At 66.1% G+C, this 15,301-nt stretch carries 18 protein-coding genes; 3 read left to right on the forward strand and 15 right to left on the reverse strand.

Annotated features, from left to right (window positions below; translation table 11 throughout):
• The first annotated feature begins 21 nt into the window (after positions 1-21).
• A complete protein-coding gene (locus IPU70_RS18265) occupies positions 22-510 on the forward strand; it encodes an Lrp/AsnC family transcriptional regulator (RefSeq protein WP_207469179.1) in 489 nt (162 codons plus the stop codon).
• Positions 511-522: 12 nt separating this feature from the next.
• Here the strand turns inward: IPU70_RS18265 and IPU70_RS18270 are convergent, their stop codons facing one another.
• The 6 genes from IPU70_RS18270 to IPU70_RS18295 form a co-directional block, all read right to left on the reverse strand.
• Complete coding sequence (locus IPU70_RS18270; RefSeq protein WP_207469181.1) at positions 523-1,581, reverse strand: glycosyltransferase family 4 protein; 1,059 nt, start codon at positions 1,579-1,581, stop codon at positions 523-525.
• Positions 1,578-2,900 (reverse strand): UDP-glucose/GDP-mannose dehydrogenase family protein, encoded by a 1,323-nt coding sequence (locus IPU70_RS18275; RefSeq protein ID WP_207469183.1) that lies wholly within the window; start codon positions 2,898-2,900, stop codon positions 1,578-1,580. Before IPU70_RS18275 ends, IPU70_RS18270 begins: the two co-directional genes overlap by 4 nt.
• 136 nt (positions 2,901-3,036) lie before the next feature.
• Complete coding sequence (locus tag IPU70_RS18280) at positions 3,037-4,449, reverse strand: MFS transporter (protein ID WP_207469185.1); 1,413 nt, start codon at positions 4,447-4,449, stop codon at positions 3,037-3,039.
• Entirely contained in the window at positions 4,422-5,795 is a 1,374-nt protein-coding gene (gene glmU, locus IPU70_RS18285; RefSeq protein ID WP_207469187.1) for a bifunctional UDP-N-acetylglucosamine diphosphorylase/glucosamine-1-phosphate N-acetyltransferase GlmU, read from the reverse strand. Before glmU ends, IPU70_RS18280 begins: the two co-directional genes overlap by 28 nt.
• 75 nt (positions 5,796-5,870) lie before the next feature.
• Positions 5,871-6,638, reverse strand: a complete 768-nt coding sequence (locus IPU70_RS18290; protein ID WP_207469189.1) for a PhaM family polyhydroxyalkanoate granule multifunctional regulatory protein — start codon at positions 6,636-6,638, stop codon at positions 5,871-5,873.
• A 44-nt stretch (positions 6,639-6,682) separates the two neighbouring features.
• Positions 6,683-7,348: a glycine zipper 2TM domain-containing protein gene (locus tag IPU70_RS18295; protein ID WP_207469190.1), complete on the reverse strand. Its 666-nt coding sequence runs from the start codon at positions 7,346-7,348 to the stop codon at positions 6,683-6,685.
• Between the two features lie 131 nt (positions 7,349-7,479).
• Here IPU70_RS18295 and IPU70_RS18300 point away from each other — a divergent pair, with 131 nt between their 5' ends.
• On the forward strand, positions 7,480-7,698 hold the full coding sequence (locus IPU70_RS18300; protein ID WP_207469191.1) for a DUF3717 domain-containing protein: 219 nt from the start codon (positions 7,480-7,482) through the stop codon (positions 7,696-7,698).
• Positions 7,699-7,733: 35 nt separating this feature from the next.
• On the opposite strand, the gene IPU70_RS18305 is transcribed toward IPU70_RS18300, so the two are convergent.
• From IPU70_RS18305 to IPU70_RS18325, 5 genes are all read right to left on the reverse strand, one after another.
• Entirely contained in the window at positions 7,734-8,339 is a 606-nt protein-coding gene (locus IPU70_RS18305; RefSeq protein WP_207469192.1) for an SCO family protein, read from the reverse strand.
• A gap of 17 nt (positions 8,340-8,356) precedes the next feature.
• Complete coding sequence (cyoE, locus tag IPU70_RS18310) at positions 8,357-9,250, reverse strand: heme o synthase (protein WP_207469193.1); 894 nt, start codon at positions 9,248-9,250, stop codon at positions 8,357-8,359.
• Positions 9,251-9,263: 13 nt separating this feature from the next.
• A complete protein-coding gene (locus tag IPU70_RS18315) occupies positions 9,264-10,298 on the reverse strand; it encodes a COX15/CtaA family protein (RefSeq protein ID WP_207469236.1) in 1,035 nt (344 codons plus the stop codon).
• Between the two features lie 169 nt (positions 10,299-10,467).
• Positions 10,468-11,049: a hypothetical protein gene (locus IPU70_RS18320; protein ID WP_242702580.1), complete on the reverse strand. Its 582-nt coding sequence runs from the start codon at positions 11,047-11,049 to the stop codon at positions 10,468-10,470.
• A gap of 93 nt (positions 11,050-11,142) precedes the next feature.
• Entirely contained in the window at positions 11,143-11,949 is an 807-nt protein-coding gene (locus tag IPU70_RS18325; protein WP_207469196.1) for an SURF1 family protein, read from the reverse strand.
• A 39-nt stretch (positions 11,950-11,988) separates the two neighbouring features.
• Here IPU70_RS18325 and IPU70_RS18330 point away from each other — a divergent pair, with 39 nt between their 5' ends.
• Complete coding sequence (locus IPU70_RS18330; RefSeq protein WP_006224570.1) at positions 11,989-12,189, forward strand: twin transmembrane helix small protein; 201 nt, start codon at positions 11,989-11,991, stop codon at positions 12,187-12,189.
• Positions 12,190-12,293: 104 nt separating this feature from the next.
• On the opposite strand, the gene IPU70_RS18335 is transcribed toward IPU70_RS18330, so the two are convergent.
• Genes IPU70_RS18335 through ctaD form a run of 4 tightly spaced genes read right to left on the reverse strand, consistent with a single transcriptional unit; the run spans position 12,294 to position 15,206 of the window.
• Positions 12,294-13,169, reverse strand: a complete 876-nt coding sequence (locus IPU70_RS18335; RefSeq protein WP_013390979.1) for a cytochrome c oxidase subunit 3 — start codon at positions 13,167-13,169, stop codon at positions 12,294-12,296.
• A 38-nt stretch (positions 13,170-13,207) separates the two neighbouring features.
• Positions 13,208-13,432, reverse strand: a complete 225-nt coding sequence (locus tag IPU70_RS18340) for a DUF2970 domain-containing protein (RefSeq protein WP_013390978.1) — start codon at positions 13,430-13,432, stop codon at positions 13,208-13,210.
• Between the two features lie 9 nt (positions 13,433-13,441).
• Entirely contained in the window at positions 13,442-13,567 is a 126-nt protein-coding gene (locus IPU70_RS32825) for a cytochrome oxidase small assembly protein (RefSeq protein WP_013390977.1), read from the reverse strand.
• A gap of 31 nt (positions 13,568-13,598) precedes the next feature.
• Entirely contained in the window at positions 13,599-15,206 is a 1,608-nt protein-coding gene (ctaD, locus tag IPU70_RS18345; protein ID WP_173144564.1) for a cytochrome c oxidase subunit I, read from the reverse strand.
• Between the last annotated feature and the right edge of the window lie 95 nt (positions 15,207-15,301).

Here is a 15,301-nt window from a genome sequence, read left to right on the forward strand (position 1 = left end):
GCCATATTTTTGAAATTATCAATGCAAAACGCACAGATTCCCCTGCCAGAGCTGGATGATCTGGACCGGCGCATTCTTGAACAGTTACAACAAGACAGCTCATTGACCAACCAGGACCTGGCGCAGCGGGTGCATGCCTCGCCCCCGACCTGCCTGCGGCGGGTGCGACGGCTGGTCGATGAAGGGGTGATAGACAGGCAGGTGGCGATCCTGGCGGCGGAAAAGCTGGGCAGCACGCTGACTGCCATCGTCGAGATCACGCTGGACGTGCAGGCGGCGGAAAGCCTGGACGCGTTCGAGCAGAGCATGCTGACCGAACCCGCCGTGCTGCAGTGCTACCGGGTGTCGCCCGGGCCGGATTTCGTGGTGATCGCGCAGGTGAAGGACATGCCGGCCTATCACGCGCTGGTGCACCGGGCCTTCACCGCGCAGGCCAACGTGCGCAATGTGCGCACGTTCTTCTCGGTGCATCGCGCCAAGTTCGAGACCCGGATCGACGTGCGCGCCTGACGCGCGCGAGGGTCAGCGGCGGGCGATCAGGCGCTCGAACTGCGCCAGGTAGCGGTTGCCCATTTTCTGCACGTCGTGCTCGTTGCGCACGTATTCGTAGGCACGTTCGGTGACTTCCTGGCGGAAGGCCGCGTCGTCCAGGCAGCGGGCCATGCCTTGGGCCATGGCCTGAAAATCGCCCACGGCGCACAGCACGCCGCGCCCGTCGGCCAGGCTTTCCTTCAGGCCGCCGGCATCGGTGGACACCACCGGCACGCGTTGCAGGAAGGCGTCCAGCACGCTGCTGCCCAGGGCCTCTTCCTCGGAGCTCATGACGAATACGTCGAGGATGCTGTAGAAATCCTCCACGCCCTTGCGAAAGCCCGCAAAGCGATAGACGTCCTCGATGCCGAGCTTGCGCGCCTCGTCCCGGGCCTGCTGCTCGCGGTCGCCGCCCGCGCCGAAGTGCAGGAATACGAAGTCGCGGCGCGTCTTGGCCAGTTCGCCCACGGCGCGCACCAGAGTGACCGGATCCTTGTCGCGGATCAGCGCGGCGGACGTCGCCATGACCTTCTTGCCGGTCAGGTCGAATTCGCGCACCAGATTGGCGACGTTTTCAGCGTTGATCTGGTGCGGCTCGACAGCGCTGCGGATGATGACGGGTTCGATCCCCAGGCGGCGCGGCTCGCCGGCGGCCATCTCGCTGATCGCCACGAACAGGTCCGCGTGACGCCATTTGAAGCCGGTCTTCCATTCGTCGCCGGGCTTGACCACGAAGGACGTGCGGCGGGAAAAGACCACCGGACGGCGGTGCAGCCATTTGGTCAACACCGCCCAGGTGATGGTGTTGGCGGTCTGGGCGTGGACGATGTCGTAGCGGCCGGCGCCGGCCAGGAAAGCCAGCTGCCCAGGCACGTTGCGGCAGGTGTGGGCCACGAAGCCCTCCTGGCGCGCGCGCTCGGCCAAGGGCGCGCCTTCGCGGCACATCACTTCGACGTCGTGGCCGGCCTTGCGGAACGCGCGCATGCAATACAGCGTCTGCCGTTCGCCGCCGCGCCAGCCCTTCTCGAAGTTCAGCTGCAGGATCTTCATGCGCGGCCGATACCCGAATATTCGAAGCCCAGGCCACGCACGTCGGCGGGCGTGTAGAGGTTGCGGCCGTCGATGATGAGCGGCGTCTTGAGCAGAGCCTTGACGCGGTCGAAGTCGGGCGCGCGGAAGACCTTCCATTCGGTCGCGATCAGAAGCGCGTCGGCGCCGTCCAGCGCGTCGTACATGTCGGTGGCGAAGCTGATGCCGGGCTTGCCGGCCAGGACGCGGCCGGCCTCGTGCATGGCCACGGGGTCGTACGCGCGCACTTCGGCGCCACGGCGCGTCAGTTCGGCGATGACGGTCAGGCTGGGCGCTTCGCGCATGTCGTCGGTGTTGGGCTTGAAAGACAGGCCCCACAGCGCAATCTTGCGGCCCTTCAGGTCTTCGCCAAAACGTGCGACCACTTTTTCGGACAGGCGGAACTTCTGCGCGTGATTCGCGGCCTCGGCGGCCTCGATGACGCGCATGGGCAGGGCGTTCTCGGCGGCGGTGTTGACCAATGCCTGCACGTCCTTGGGGAAGCAGGAACCGCCGTAGCCCGCGCCGGGATACAGGAAGTGGTAGCCGATGCGCGGATCGGCGCCGATGCCGCGGCGCACTTGTTCGATGTCCGCGCCCAGCGCTTCGGCCAGATTCGCCATTTCGTTCATGAAGGAAATGCGCGTGGCCAGCATGGCGTTGGCGGCGTATTTGGTCAGCTCGGCCGAGCGCACGTCCATCACCATCAGGCGGTCATGGGTGCGCTGGAAGGGTTCGTAGATGCGGCGCATGACGCCGACGGTGTAGTCGTCGTCCGCGCCGACCACGACCCGGTCCGGGCTCATGAAGTCGTTGATGGCGGCGCCTTCCTTCAGGAATTCGGGATTGGACGCCACGCTGAAGGGGATATCCACGCCGCGCGCAGCCAATTCGCGCGTCACCACGTCCCGCACCTTGTCGGCCGTGCCGACGGGAACGGTGGACTTGTCCACGATCAGCTTGCGCGCCGTCATGTGGCGCGCGATGTTCTGGGCGGCGGCCAGCACGTACTTCAGGTCGGCGGAGCCGTCTTCGCCGGGCGGGGTGCCCACGGCGATGAACTGCACGTCGCCGAAGGCCACGCTTTGCGCGACGTCATCGGTGAAATGCAGCCGGCCCGCCTGCACGTTGCGGCGCACCAGGTCTTCAAGACCGGGTTCGTAGATGGGGATGCCGCCCTGGCGCAGCAGGGCGATCTTCGCCGCGTCCACGTCCAGACACATGACGTCGTTGCCCATGTCGGCCAGGCACGCCCCCGACACCAACCCCACGTAACCGGTACCCACGACCGTGATCTTCATGCCTGAACGCCTTCAAAATAGGTAATCGTTGCGCCGGATGAAGACATCCAGCGCCGGCCGCCATTATAGAAGCGGCCGAAGGACCGGGCCCGCCGGCGCCAGCAAGGGACGCCGCACGGGCCACGGAACGTGGCCGTCAGGCCCGCAGCTTGCTGAAGCGGACCGTATTGACCACTACCGCCAGCGCGGCGCAGATGGTGCCCAGCACCAGGGCCAGGCCGGGGCCATGGGCCAGGCTGATGCTGAACGCGATGGCAACCAGCGCCGTGCCGAAACTCTGGCCGAACACCCGGGTGGTGGCTTGCAGGCCGCCCGCCGCGCCGCTGCGCGAGCGGGGCGCGGCCGACAGCAAGGCGCGGTTGTTGGGCGTCTGGAAGAAGCCGAAGCCCATTCCCGCCACGAACATGCCGGCCACGATGGGCCAGTTCGAGACCGTGGCCGGCAGCGCCGCCAGCCACAGCATGCCGACCACCATGGCGGCCGCGCCTATGCCGCTGAGCGTGGCGGCCGAATAGCGGTCGGACAGCCGGCCCGCCAGCGGGGCGATGATGGCGGTGCCCACGGGCCAGGCGCCCATCAGCATGCCTACTTCCAGATAGGGCCGGCCCAGCACCTGCTGGAAATAGAACGGCAGGGACACATAGGACGCCATCTGCGCCGCAAAGGTGCAGGCCGAGGCGCCCACCGCGAAGGCCAGCGGGCGGATGCGCAGCAGGTCCACGGGCACCAGCGGCGCAGGCTGCTTGCCGACGCGGCGCACCAGCACGAAGCCGATGACCGTGGCGATCGCCACCAGGCCGATGCCGCGCAGCAGGTCCATGCCCATCATGTCCACGCCCGAAATGAAGACCCCCAGGGTCAGCATGCACAGCAAGGCGCTGAACCAGTCCAGCTTCACGTCGTTGCGCGGCACTTCCGGCAGATGGCGCAGACCCAGCATCGCCAGCGCGCAGATCGGCAGGTTGACGGCGAAGATCCAGGGCCAGGGCGCCACCGACAGGATGGCGGAGCCTATGGTCGGCCCCAGCACCGACATGATGGCCACCGTGGTGGCGTTGATGCTGATCCCGCGTCCCAGCAGCTTGAGCGGATAGATGTTGCGCACCAGCCCGCCGAACATGCACATGAGCGAAGCCGCGCCTATGCCCTGGAACACGCGCGCCGCCGTCAGCTGCCAGAGCGTGCCGGCCAGGGCGCAGCCCAGCGAGGCCAGGGTGAACAGCATCAGGCCGAAGGTGAACATGCGGCGAAAGCCGATGCGCTCGGCCAGCGCCGACAAGGGCAGCAGCAACATCACCACCGCCAGGTTGTAGGCGTTCACGATCCAGACCGCCTGGGCCGGCGACGCGTTGAGGTCGACGGCGATCGTGGGCAACGCCACGTTGGCGATGGTGGTGTCCAGGACTGACAGGCTGATGCCTGTCATCACTGTTGCCGCTGCCCAATAGCGGCGCGGCGTAGGCAGACCGTCGGGCGGGGCGGGCTTGGCGCCGCTTGCGGGCGCCTGCTCGCTCTGCCCCGTCACGACTTCTTGACCGGGCGCTGCCATCCGTCGACGGTGACCTGCTTGGCGCGCGACACCGTCAGTTTCTCGGCCGGCGCATCGCGGGTCAGGGTGGTGCCCGCGCCCAGCGTGGCGCCGCGGCCGACGCGTACCGGCGCCACCAGCTGCGTGTCGGAGCCGATGAAGGCGTCGTCCTCGATGACGGTGCGATGCTTGTTCACGCCGTCATAGTTGCAGGTGATGGTGCCCGCGCCCACGTTCACGCGGGCGCCAATGTCGGCGTCGCCGATGTAGGCCAGGTGGTTGGCCTTGCTGTCCGCGCCCAGCACGCTCTTCTTGATCTCGACGAAGTTGCCGACATGGCTGCGGTCGCCGAGTTCGGCGCCAGGACGCAGGCGCGCGTAGGGACCGACGCGCGCGTCGCTGCCAACCTGCGCCTGTTGCAGATGGCTGTAGGCCTCGATATGCGTGCCGGCACCGACGCTGACGTCGCGCAGCACGCAATGCGGGCCCACCCGCACGCCGTCGGCCAGCGATACCTGGCCTTCGAACACGCAGCCCACGTCAATGAACACGTCGCGTCCGCAGGTGAGCGAGCCGCGCACGTCAAAGCGCGCCGGGTCGGCCAGCGTGACGCCGGCTTCCAGCTGGCGGCGGGCCTGCTCGGCCTGCCAGCGGCGCTCCAGTTCGGCTTGCTGCACACGGCTGTTCACGCCCAGCGTTTCCCAGGACGCGCCCGGCTGGGCCGCGCCCACCGGCACGCCGTCGACCACCGCCAGGCCGACCACGTCGGTCAGGTAGTACTCGCCCTGGGCGTTGTTGTTGTCGATGCGGGACAGCCAGTCCTTGAGCTTCGCGGTCGGCGCCGTGAGGATGCCGGTGTTCACTTCCCGGATCTCGCGTTCGGCGTCCGAGGCGTCCTTGTGTTCGACGATGCGGCACACGTTGCCGCTGGCGTCGCGCACGATGCGGCCGTAGCCGGTGGAATCCGCCAGCACCTCGGTCAGCACGGCTGCGCCAGCGCCGCGCGCTTCCAGCAGACGCTGCAGGGTTTCAGGCTGCACCAGCGGCACATCGCCGTACAGCACCAGGGTCACGTCATCCTTGCCATCGCCTTCGAGCAGCAGCGGCACCGCTTGCTGCACGGCATGGCCGGTGCCTTGCTGCGGCTGCTGCAGCACGAAGTGCAGGTCGTCCTGGCCTGCGTAAGCCTGCTTGACGCGGTCCGCGCCATGGCCGACCACCACGATGATGCGCGCCGGCTTGAGTTGGCGCGCGCTGTCCAGCACGTGGCCCAGCATCGGTTTGCCAGCCAGCGTGTGCAGCACTTTGGGGAGATCGGACTGCATGCGTTTACCCAGTCCGGCGGCAAGAATTACTACGTTAAGCATAGGTTCCAGTATGTTGAGTGGCGACCGGGAGGCCTTGCGGCCGTCTCGCCCGACGATTTAAAGAGAGGACCGCCGCTAGCTGGCGTCCGGTCCGGTTTTCTTGGCGGCCTTGCGAGGCGCCGCAGACTTGCGGGCCGCGGGTTTGGACGCCTTGGCTGCGGGCGCGGCCGCGGCCTTGGACTCGCCAGCCTTGGGCTCGGCCTTGGCCGCGGCATCGACGCCGGAAGCGGCTGGCGCCGCCGGCATGGAGGCCGCGGTGGCGGCGGCGATCTGGTTGAACTGCTGCTGCAGCAGATCCCACCAGGCCTTGGAAGCCGATTGCGCCGCAGCGCCCATCTGCTCGCTCATGCCCGGCGCGGCGGTTTGCTGCTGTCCTGCGGCCTCTTCGCCCTTGGCCTTGCCGCCTTCGGCGGCAGGGCCTGCTGCCGTCGCCTTGGCCGCGGATTTAGGCCCGGGCTTCAGGCCCAGCACCACTTCCAGCGGCGAAGCCGCGCCGCTGTCCTTGAAGGCGCCCATGTCCAGGTTGGCGGCACTGTCCACGAAGGCGCGCAGCGTGCTGATGGTGGAGCGCTGGACTTCCATGCCCTGGATCGTGCTGGACAGCATGGACAGGTTCATGCGCAGCCAGTTTTCCACGGAACGCAATTCCGCGATCCGGCGATCCAGGTCTTCCAGGTTCATCGGGGGAGCCATGGGCAGGCTGCTGGCCAGGCCTCCAGGTCCGGTCAGGCCCGCCCAGGCCTGGCGCATCATTTCCATGCTGGCCAGCAGCGGGTTGCCCGACAGGTCGGAATGCTGGCCCATGCCGGGCAGAACGAACGGGTTGGTGTGTTGGTCGCTCATTCCTGGTCTCCCCTAAGACAGATGATGGTCGCCGGCAGGCGGGATCATCCGCGCAGCAGCTGATTGTTCTCCACGCGCACATGATCGCCTGACGCAAAGGCGAACGGCTGCGCGCTGCGGAACTGGCGCGTGCTGCCGTCGTTCATGCGCACCGTGAGTTCATAGTGCGTCACCGTTTGTTGCTGTCTGATATTACGCTCAACTTCACGGCCTGCCAAAGCGCCGCCCACGGCGCCCAGCACGGTCAGGGCCGTCTTGCCGCTGCCGCCGCCGAACTGGTTGCCCACGACGCCGCCGACCACGCCACCGCCGATGGTGCCGATGAGGTGGTCGCTATTGTCCTTGACGGGTACCTGCACCTGTCGGACCGACTCCACCACGCCGCAAGTCGCGCAGGCTTGCGGCGCGGGGCGCTGGGCTGGTGCAGGCGCCTGGGTCTGAGCCTGGGAACGCGGCGCGGCGGACGCCTGGGCCCCTTGCTGGGTCGGCGCGGGCGGCACGGCGGCCTGCGGTGCGGGCGCCAGGTTGGCGCCTTCCGGGCCGGCCTCGGCCACCGGCTCGTCCGCATGCGGATTGGCCGAAGGCGAGGGCAGCCAGCCCATCACGGCAGCCACGCCCACCGTACACATGACGATGATGGCGATCGCGGCCGCGGCAACCAGGGGATGGATGGCGCGGCGCGCATTTTCGATTTTGGCGGAAGTATTCATGACGATGCTCCATCGTTACTAACCGGCAGTGGTATAGCACCCTGGCGCGGTTTCGGCGTGTTGCGATGGTGACGCTTCTTTGCAGGATCTGCGCTGGTGGACAGCGTTGCCCATTCGTGGACAATAGCCGGATGGATCCCATCACCCTGCCCCAGCTCGAACAGGCCATCAACTACTGGCGCAATATTTCGCCGTCAGTGGGCGAAGAATCCCGCCTGTGCCCCGAGGCTGCCGCGCTGGCCACGCCTTACGCGCTGATGATCATGGCGCACCAGCGCGAGATCCCCGCCGCCGAACTGAGCGACAAAGCCCGTGCCGCGCTGGCAGGCTGGGCCGCGGCCGGCAGGTAAGCCTGGCCGCTGCCGCCTGAGCGGCCCCTGCCTGATCAACCCTTGATCAGGGCCTTGATGTCCTGCGTCAGGGCTTCCACCCCGATATTGTTGTTGGCCAGCACGCGCGATTCGCCCTTGCCGTCCAGCAGGTAGAACGCGGCCGTGTGGTCCATGGTGTAGCTGCCGTCCTTGGTGGGCGCCTTGGCGTAATAGGCCTTGAAGGACGCGGCGGCCTTCTTGACCTGGTCCGGCGTGCCGGTCAGCCCGAGAAAGCGCGGATCGAAGGCGGTGACGTACTGCTTAAGGACGTCAGGCGTGTCGCGCTCGGGGTCCACCGTGATCAGCAGCACCTGCACGCGATCGGCGTCCGGGCCCAGCTTCTTCATGACTTCGGTCAATTCGGCGAGCGAGGTCGGGCACACGTCCGGACACTGCGTGAAGCCGAAGAACACGACCACCACCTTGCCGGCGAAATCGCTCAACTGGCGCGTCTTGCCGTTGTAATCGACCAGCTCCATGCCGCGGCCCAACTGGGTGCCGCTGATGTCGCTGCCCTTGAACACGGGCGCGTTGTCGCCGCAAGCGGCCAGGGCGATGGTGAAAGCGGCGGCGGCGCTCACGCGCAGGACCAGCCGGCGGCTGGCGGAAAACATGGACATCAACAATCTCCAGGGGGTCAGCGCAGCAGGCCGACCCAGTGGTCCACCAGCAGGGCGCCGAACAGCAGCGCCAGGTAGAGTATGGAAAAACGGAACATGCTGCGCGCCAGCTCGTCGCTGTAGGCGCGGTACAGCCGCCAGGCGTAGGAAACGAACATGCCGCCCAGCGCCAGCGCCGACACCAGGTAAAGTTCGCCGCTCATGCGGATGGCGTAGGGCAGCAGCGTGGTGGCGACCAGCGCCACGCTATACAACAGGATGTGCAGGCGCGTGAACTGGTTGCCGTGCGTGACCGGCAGCATGGGCAGGCCGGACTTGGCGTAGTCGTGGTTGCGGTAGAGCGCCAGCGCCCAGAAGTGCGGCGGCGTCCAGATGAAGATGATCAGCACCAGGATCCAGGCCTCGGCCGGCACCGAGTCCGCCACGGTGGCCCAGCCCAGGGCGGGGGGCATGGCGCCCGACAGGCCGCCGATGACAATGTTCTGCGGCGTGCGCGGCTTGAGGATGACGGTGTAGATGACCGCGTAGCCCACGAAGGTGGCGAAGGTCAGCCACATGGTCAGCGGGTTGACCATGTGATACAGCACGAGCATGCCGGCGCCGCCCAGCAGGCCGGACATGCTCAGCACCTGGAACGACGAAATCGTGCCGCGCGCCGTGCCGCGGCGCGCGGTGCGCAACATGCGCGCATCGATTTCCTGTTCGATCAGGCAATTGATGGCGAAGGCGGCCGCGGCCAGCAGCCAGATGCCCAGGGTGCCGAACAGCACCCGGCGCATATCCGGAATGCCCGGCGCCGCCAGGAACATGCCGATCACGGCGCAAAACACCGCCAGCTGCGTCACGCGCGGCTTGGTGAGGACGAAATACTGGCGGAACAATCCGGGCTGAGGAGCGGCAATACTGGTCATAGTGGGCCCTATTTTAAACGCGCACCGAATTGGGGCCGTAGCCCCAGGCGGGCACGCGTCCAGCTGTGGACAAACGCACCATCAAAACCACCGCGGCCAGGGTCAGGCCGGCGGCGCCTCCATTGTGCAGCACCGCGATCAACAGCGGCCACTGGAAAAAGATCGTGGTCAGGCCGGTCAGCAGCTGCGCGCCCAGCAGCGCCAGCATCAGCGTGGCCGGGCCGCGCAGGCCGGGCTCGGCGCGCAAGCGCCAGGCCAGCATGCCCAGGTACAGGAATACCACGAAGGCGAAGTTGCGGTGGACCCAGTGGATCGCGGTCAGCGCCGGCTGGGAAATCATCTCGCCCGACGGTAGTTCGCCCAGCGCCCGGATGATCGAATAGCCGCCATGGAAGTCCATTTCCGGCACCCAGGCCCCGTGGCACATGGGAAAGTCCATGCAGGCCAGCGCGGCGTAATTGGTGCTGACCCAGCCGCCCAGCGTCACCTGCACCAGCAGCAGGACGAAGCCTCCGGTCACCCAGGGCTTCCAGCGCGTGGCCGCCGCGGATATGGCCAGATGCGGGCGCTCGCGCGCGGACAGCCAGGTCATCAGCGCCAGCACCGACAGGCCGAACACCAGGTGCGCGGTCACGACCACGGGCATCAGCTTGTGCGTCACGGTCCAGGCGCCGAACGCGCCCTGCACGCAAACCGCAATCAGGGTCACGACGGCCAGCTTGGGCGAACGGCCCAATTGGCTCCGGTAGCGCCACGCCATGTAGACGATGCCGATGATCAGCATGCCCAGGATGGTGCCGACATAGCGGTGGATCATTTCGATCCAGGCCTTGGATAGCGTGACCGGGCCGAACGGCATGGCCTGCGATGCTTCGTGGATGTCGCCCATCGCGCCCAGCGGGGTCACGCTGCCGTAGCAGCCAGGCCAGTCGGGACAGCCCAGTCCCGAGTCCGTCAGCCGCACGAAGGCGCCGAACATGATCAGGTCCAGCGTCAGGAACCAGGTAAAGAAGACCAGCTTGCGATAACGCGCTTTGATGCGTTCGATTTCCATAAACATCCACTCTGCGGCGCCGCGCGCAATGCGCACGACGCAATAAAACTATGCGCCCCGATCCGGGCCGCCAGGGATCCGGCTTTGCCGGTCCATGCGCGGCCCCCCTCGGTGGGCCCCCCTTTGAAGGCGAAGCGCCGCAAGCGCTTCGGGGGTGGGCCCATCAACCTATTCTTGAGCTGTATACCAGCTTGCTGATGTCCTTGCGCACCTTCACGCCATCGGCCTCGGCAGGGTACTGCATCATCAGATTGCCCAGCGGATCGATCACCCAGATCGGCGCCTCCAGCCCGGGCTGGCCGGCGGCAGTATCGCGCGCCAGCAGGAACCGCGCCAATTGGTCGGGATTGGCGCGCACCATGACCGTGCCCTTGTAGGCTTCCAGCACCTTGTCCGGCACCGGAGCATCGTCAGTGATGAACCAGACGCGCGCCAGCCGGTCGACGTTCTTGCCCTGGCTGGCGTGGCTGTTGCGTGCAATGAAGAGCTTGCGGGCGCAGCTTTCGGGGCAGGCGCCGCCATCGGCGGCCACCAGCAGCCACTTGCCCTTCAGGCTCTGCAGATCGAAGGGTTTGCCGTCCAGCGTCGTCAGGCGCAATTCCTCGGCCACGGGCATGGGCCGCTGCGGGCTGAGCAGCGTGCCGTAGTTGCTGGACTCATCGGGCCACCACTGCGGATTCATGTACACCACGATCGCCGCGACGATAGGCGCCAGCGAGCACAGGAACACCAGCAGCATCGGCATCAAGGAGCGCTTGCGTGCGGGCTTGGTAGAGGAAAGATCGCGAGCCACTATGTATCCTGTCGTCGTCTTGCGGGTTAAGAGTTGGCGCCCCGGTCAGGCCCCGGGCGCGTTCTGCGCGCGCCGCATGCGCCGGACGGCGCCCCCCAGCACCACCAACCATGCAACGGCGGCAATCGAGGCAAAAGCAAACCACTGTACGGCATAGGACGTGTTCTGCTGGAAGTCCACGGACGGCTGCGGCCAGTCCCGCACCAGGCCATCGTCCGCATTGCCGGCGGATTGCGACAGCACCGTGGGCAGCAGGGCCAGGCCGGTGGATTTGGCGTATGCGTCCAACGGCAGGTTCTGCACCTGGGGCAAGACGCCATCCGCCGCCGGCAGCGACGCCGGCAAGGCGGACTGTTCCGCCCCGCCCAGCGTCCAGATCTCGAACAGGCGCGGCACGCGCGGCGAAAGCTCGCCCGTCACCGTCTGCGGCCCCGAAGGCGTGGCCGGCAGCGGCGGCTGCGCGGGGCCTTGCCCCTGGGTCCCCATGACGCGCGGAATCCAGCCGCGCAACACCAGCACGGCGCGGCGCGCATCGGCGTCCAGCAGCAGCGGCGTGGCCAGCCAGTAGCCAGGCTTGCCGTCGTGGTTGCGGTTGTCCAGCAGTACACTGAATTGCGGCAGCCAGACCCCGGAGGCCTGTGCCGAGCGCCAGGCGGTCATCTGGGCGGGGTCGGTAGCCGGGGTCAAGGGCAGCGGCGCTTGCTTGCGGCCTGCTTCGATAGCGGCCAGAATGGCGCGTCGCTCATCGCCGCGGCGCAATTGCCATTGCCCCAGCGATGCCAGGATGATCACGGCGACGCCCAGCAACAGCAAGGCGGCTACCGTGTATCGGGTTGAATGCGGTCGGGCCATATATCTACACTAACTACTCTGATTCGTCCGGAGACCACCATGCGCGTTTTCGTCGTCCTGGCCTTCATCGGGATTCTGGCCAGCCTGGCATCGGCCCTGGTCTACCTGATGCGGGACAAGGGAACCACCAGCCGCACGGTCAACGCGCTGACGGTGCGCATCGGCTTATCGGTGGCCCTGTTCCTGTTCGTGCTGTTCGCCCACCACATGGGCTGGATCGAGAGCACAGGCCTTAGATAGGCATCCGGGACGCGGGTTCCCGGATATGCATGACGATCGCAGATGAGTAAAACGCGCCAGTTCTCACACAAGAACTGGCGCGTTTCATTTGTTCCGCGTGGCGGTCAGAACCAGTACACGAACAGGTACAGGCCCAGCCACACCACGTCCACGAAGTGCCAATACCAGGCGGCGCCTTCGAAACCGAAGTGATGATCGGCCGTGAAATGGCCGCGGATCAGGCGAACCAGAATGACCGTCAACATGGTGGCGCCCAGCAGCACGTGGAAGCCGTGGAAGCCCGTCAGCATGTAGAACAGCGAACCGTAGGCGCCCGAATTGAACTTCAGGTTCAGCTCGGTGTAGGCATGGTGGTATTCGTAAGCCTGACAGGTCACGAAGAGGAAGCCCAGCACGACCGTGGCCAGCAGCCAGAAGATGGTCTTGCCACGATGGTTCTCGCGCAGCGCGTGGTGGGCGATGGTCAGCGTGACGCCGGAGCTCAGCAACAGCGCGGTGTTGATGGTGGGCAGCCAGAAGGGGCCGACGGTCTGGAAGTGCTCGACCACGCCGGCAGGACCGAAGTTCGGCCACACGGCCTGGAAGTCGGGCCACAGCATCAGGCGGTGATCCATGTCGCCCAGCCAGGGCGTGGTGATGGTGCGCGTGTACCAGAGGGCGCCGAAGAACGCCGCGAAGAACATGACTTCCGAGAAAATGAACCAGCTCATGCCCCAACGGTAGGAACCGTCGATGCGCTTGCTGTTCAGGCCGATCTCGGATTCGTGGATGGCGTCGCCAAACCAGTAGTACAGCACCACGATCAGGCCGATGAAGCCCCCCAGCAGGGTCCATTTGGCCCAGCTGACGCCGTTGATCCAGGCCGCGGCGCTCAGGCCCATGAACAGCAGCGCCACAGCCGTACGCACGGGATGACCCGAATCGGCGGGCACGAAGTAGTACGGTGCCTCTTTACCTTGAACCGAGTGGCTTGCACTCATGGCTTTCTCCCTGGTACAGATTTATAGAATTAAGTGATTCAAGTCAGGCTGGAAACGGCCCAACGCACAATTAATACCAGCACAGTAACGAAGATGGCCGCTGCCAGCAGCCCCGCCACGATCACATGGACCGGGTTGAGCTTGGCGACGTCTTCCCGGTGGCCCGCACCCTTGCGCACCCCGAAAAACCCCCACGCCACCGCCTTCATGGTCTGAAGGAAACTCAGCTTGCGCTGGGAGGTTTCGCGCAGGTCGTCGCTCATGGCCTGCGCCTAGCTGACAGCGACGCCGGACAACAGCGCCGAGCCGCGCAACACGGTCCAGGCAAACACGGCGATGACGAAAGCCAGCAGGACCAGACCTGCGATCTTGTTGCGGCGGCGCTGCTCGGGTGTCATTGCTGTGCTACCTGAAACATGAAAGGCCGATTCACTTCACTTCGGGCGGGGTTTCGAAGGTGTGGAACGGAGCGGGCGAGGGCACGGTCCATTCCAGGCCTTCGGCGCCTTCCCACGGCTTGGCCGAGGCGACGTCGCCCTTGCCACGGTAGCAACGCACCATCGCCCACAGGAAGATCAGCTGCGACAGGCCGAACCAGAACGCGCCAATGGTGGCCATCTGGTGGAAGGTCGTGAACTGGCCGGCGTAGTCGGCATAGCGGCGCGGCATGCCTGCCAGGCCCAGGAAGTGCATCGGGAAGAAGGTGACGTTGAACGAGATCAGCGTCGACCAGAAGTGCAGCTTGCCCAGCTTTTCGCTGTACATGCGGCCCGTCCACTTGGGCACCCAGTAGTAAGCGCCGGCGAACAGGGCGAACAGCGAACCCGCCACCAGCACGTAGTGGAAGTGCGCGACCACGTAATAGGTATCGTGGACCTGGATGTCGATCGGGGCCACCGACAGGATCAGCCCGGTGAAGCCGCCCATGGTGAACACGAAGATGAAGCCGATCGAGAACAGCATGGGCGTCTCGAACGTCATGGAGCCGCGCCACATCGTGGCGACCCAGTTGAACACCTTCACCCCGGTCGGGATGGAGATGAGCATGGTGGCGTACATGAAGTAGAGCTGGCCCGTCACCGGCATGCCGGTGGTGAACATGTGGTGCGCCCACACGATGAAGGACAGCACGGCGATGGATGCGGTGGCGTAGACCATCGAGGCGTAGCCGAACAGCTTCTTGCGGGCGAACGCGGGTACGATGGCCGACACGATGCCGAACGCCGGCAAGATCATGATGTAGACCTCGGGGTGCCCGAAGAACCAGAACACGTGCTGGTACAGGACCGGGTCGCCGCCAGCGGCTGCGTTGAAGAAGCCCGTGCCGAAATGGCGGTCGGTCAGCACCATGGTGATGGCGGCGGCCAGCACCGGCATCACGGCCAGCAGCAGAAAGGCGGTGATCAGCCAGGTCCAGCAGAACAGCGGCATCTTCATCAGCGTGAGGCCAGGCGCGCGCATGTTCAGGATGGTGACGATGATGTTGATCGCGCCCATGATGGACGAGGCGCCCATGATGTGCAGCGCGAAGATCGCCAAGTCCATGCCCGGGCCCATCTGCAGCGACAGGGGCGCGTACAGCGTCCAGCCGGCCGCGGTGGCGCCGCCAGGCACGAAGAACGACGCCGTCAGCATGATCGCGGCCACCGGCAGCAGCCAGAAGCTGAAGTTGTTCATGCGGGCGAACGCCATGTCGGAGGCGCCGATCTGCATCGGGATCATCCAGTTGGCGAAGCCCACGAAGGCCGGCATGACTGCGCCGAACACCATGACGAGGCCGTGCATGGTGGTGAACTGGTTGAAGAGTTCGGGGCGGAAGAACTGCAGGCCCGGCTCGAAGAGCTCGGTGCGCAGCAGCAGTGCCAGCGTCCCGCCTTCCAGCAGCATGACGAACGAGAAGATGAGATACATCGTCCCGATGTCTTTGTGGTTCGTGGCGAAAAGCCAGCGGCGCCAACCGGTGGGGATGGCGTGGTGGTGGTCATCGTGACCGTGGCCGTGGCCCGGCGACACGTGGTCTACAGTGACGCTGCTCATGATGGACTCCTTCCTGCTGAGTGCCGGGCCCGATTCACGGGGCCGGCAGGGTATCTCTAACTAAACGGAACCGGTTCTGCGAGGGTGTGACCCGG

Origin of the sequence: Achromobacter sp. SD115 (assembly GCF_017355315.1) — a bacterium.
Lineage (GTDB): Bacteria > Pseudomonadota > Gammaproteobacteria > Burkholderiales > Burkholderiaceae_B > Achromobacter > Achromobacter xylosoxidans_B.

What these genes read in the sequence shown, in the direction of transcription:
- IPU70_RS18300 (WP_207469191.1), top strand. Translation starts at nt 7,480, where the DNA reads ATGGATCCCATCACCCTGCCCCAGCTCGAACAGGCCATCAACTACTGG.
- IPU70_RS18340 (WP_013390978.1), bottom strand. Translation starts at nt 13,432, where the DNA reads ATGAGCGACGACCTGCGCGAAACCTCCCAGCGCAAGCTGAGTTTCCTT.
- IPU70_RS32825 (WP_013390977.1), bottom strand. Translation starts at nt 13,567, where the DNA reads ATGACACCCGAGCAGCGCCGCCGCAACAAGATCGCAGGTCTGGTCCTG.
- IPU70_RS18320 (WP_242702580.1), bottom strand. Translation starts at nt 11,049, where the DNA reads ATGCCGATGCTGCTGGTGTTCCTGTGCTCGCTGGCGCCTATCGTCGCG.
- IPU70_RS18335 (WP_013390979.1), bottom strand. Translation starts at nt 13,169, where the DNA reads ATGAGTGCAAGCCACTCGGTTCAAGGTAAAGAGGCACCGTACTACTTC.
- IPU70_RS18330 (WP_006224570.1), top strand. Translation starts at nt 11,989, where the DNA reads ATGCGCGTTTTCGTCGTCCTGGCCTTCATCGGGATTCTGGCCAGCCTG.
- ctaD (WP_173144564.1), bottom strand. Translation starts at nt 15,206, where the DNA reads ATGAGCAGCGTCACTGTAGACCACGTGTCGCCGGGCCACGGCCACGGT.
- glmU (WP_207469187.1), bottom strand. Translation starts at nt 5,795, where the DNA reads ATGCTTAACGTAGTAATTCTTGCCGCCGGACTGGGTAAACGCATGCAG.
- IPU70_RS18295 (WP_207469190.1), bottom strand. Translation starts at nt 7,348, where the DNA reads ATGAATACTTCCGCCAAAATCGAAAATGCGCGCCGCGCCATCCATCCC.
- IPU70_RS18270 (WP_207469181.1), bottom strand. Translation starts at nt 1,581, where the DNA reads ATGAAGATCCTGCAGCTGAACTTCGAGAAGGGCTGGCGCGGCGGCGAA.
- IPU70_RS18305 (WP_207469192.1), bottom strand. Translation starts at nt 8,339, where the DNA reads ATGTCCATGTTTTCCGCCAGCCGCCGGCTGGTCCTGCGCGTGAGCGCC.
- cyoE (WP_207469193.1), bottom strand. Translation starts at nt 9,250, where the DNA reads ATGACCAGTATTGCCGCTCCTCAGCCCGGATTGTTCCGCCAGTATTTC.
- IPU70_RS18280 (WP_207469185.1), bottom strand. Translation starts at nt 4,449, where the DNA reads ATGGCAGCGCCCGGTCAAGAAGTCGTGACGGGGCAGAGCGAGCAGGCG.
- IPU70_RS18275 (WP_207469183.1), bottom strand. Translation starts at nt 2,900, where the DNA reads ATGAAGATCACGGTCGTGGGTACCGGTTACGTGGGGTTGGTGTCGGGG.
- IPU70_RS18265 (WP_207469179.1), top strand. Translation starts at nt 22, where the DNA reads ATGCAAAACGCACAGATTCCCCTGCCAGAGCTGGATGATCTGGACCGG.
- IPU70_RS18290 (WP_207469189.1), bottom strand. Translation starts at nt 6,638, where the DNA reads ATGAGCGACCAACACACCAACCCGTTCGTTCTGCCCGGCATGGGCCAG.
- IPU70_RS18325 (WP_207469196.1), bottom strand. Translation starts at nt 11,949, where the DNA reads ATGGCCCGACCGCATTCAACCCGATACACGGTAGCCGCCTTGCTGTTG.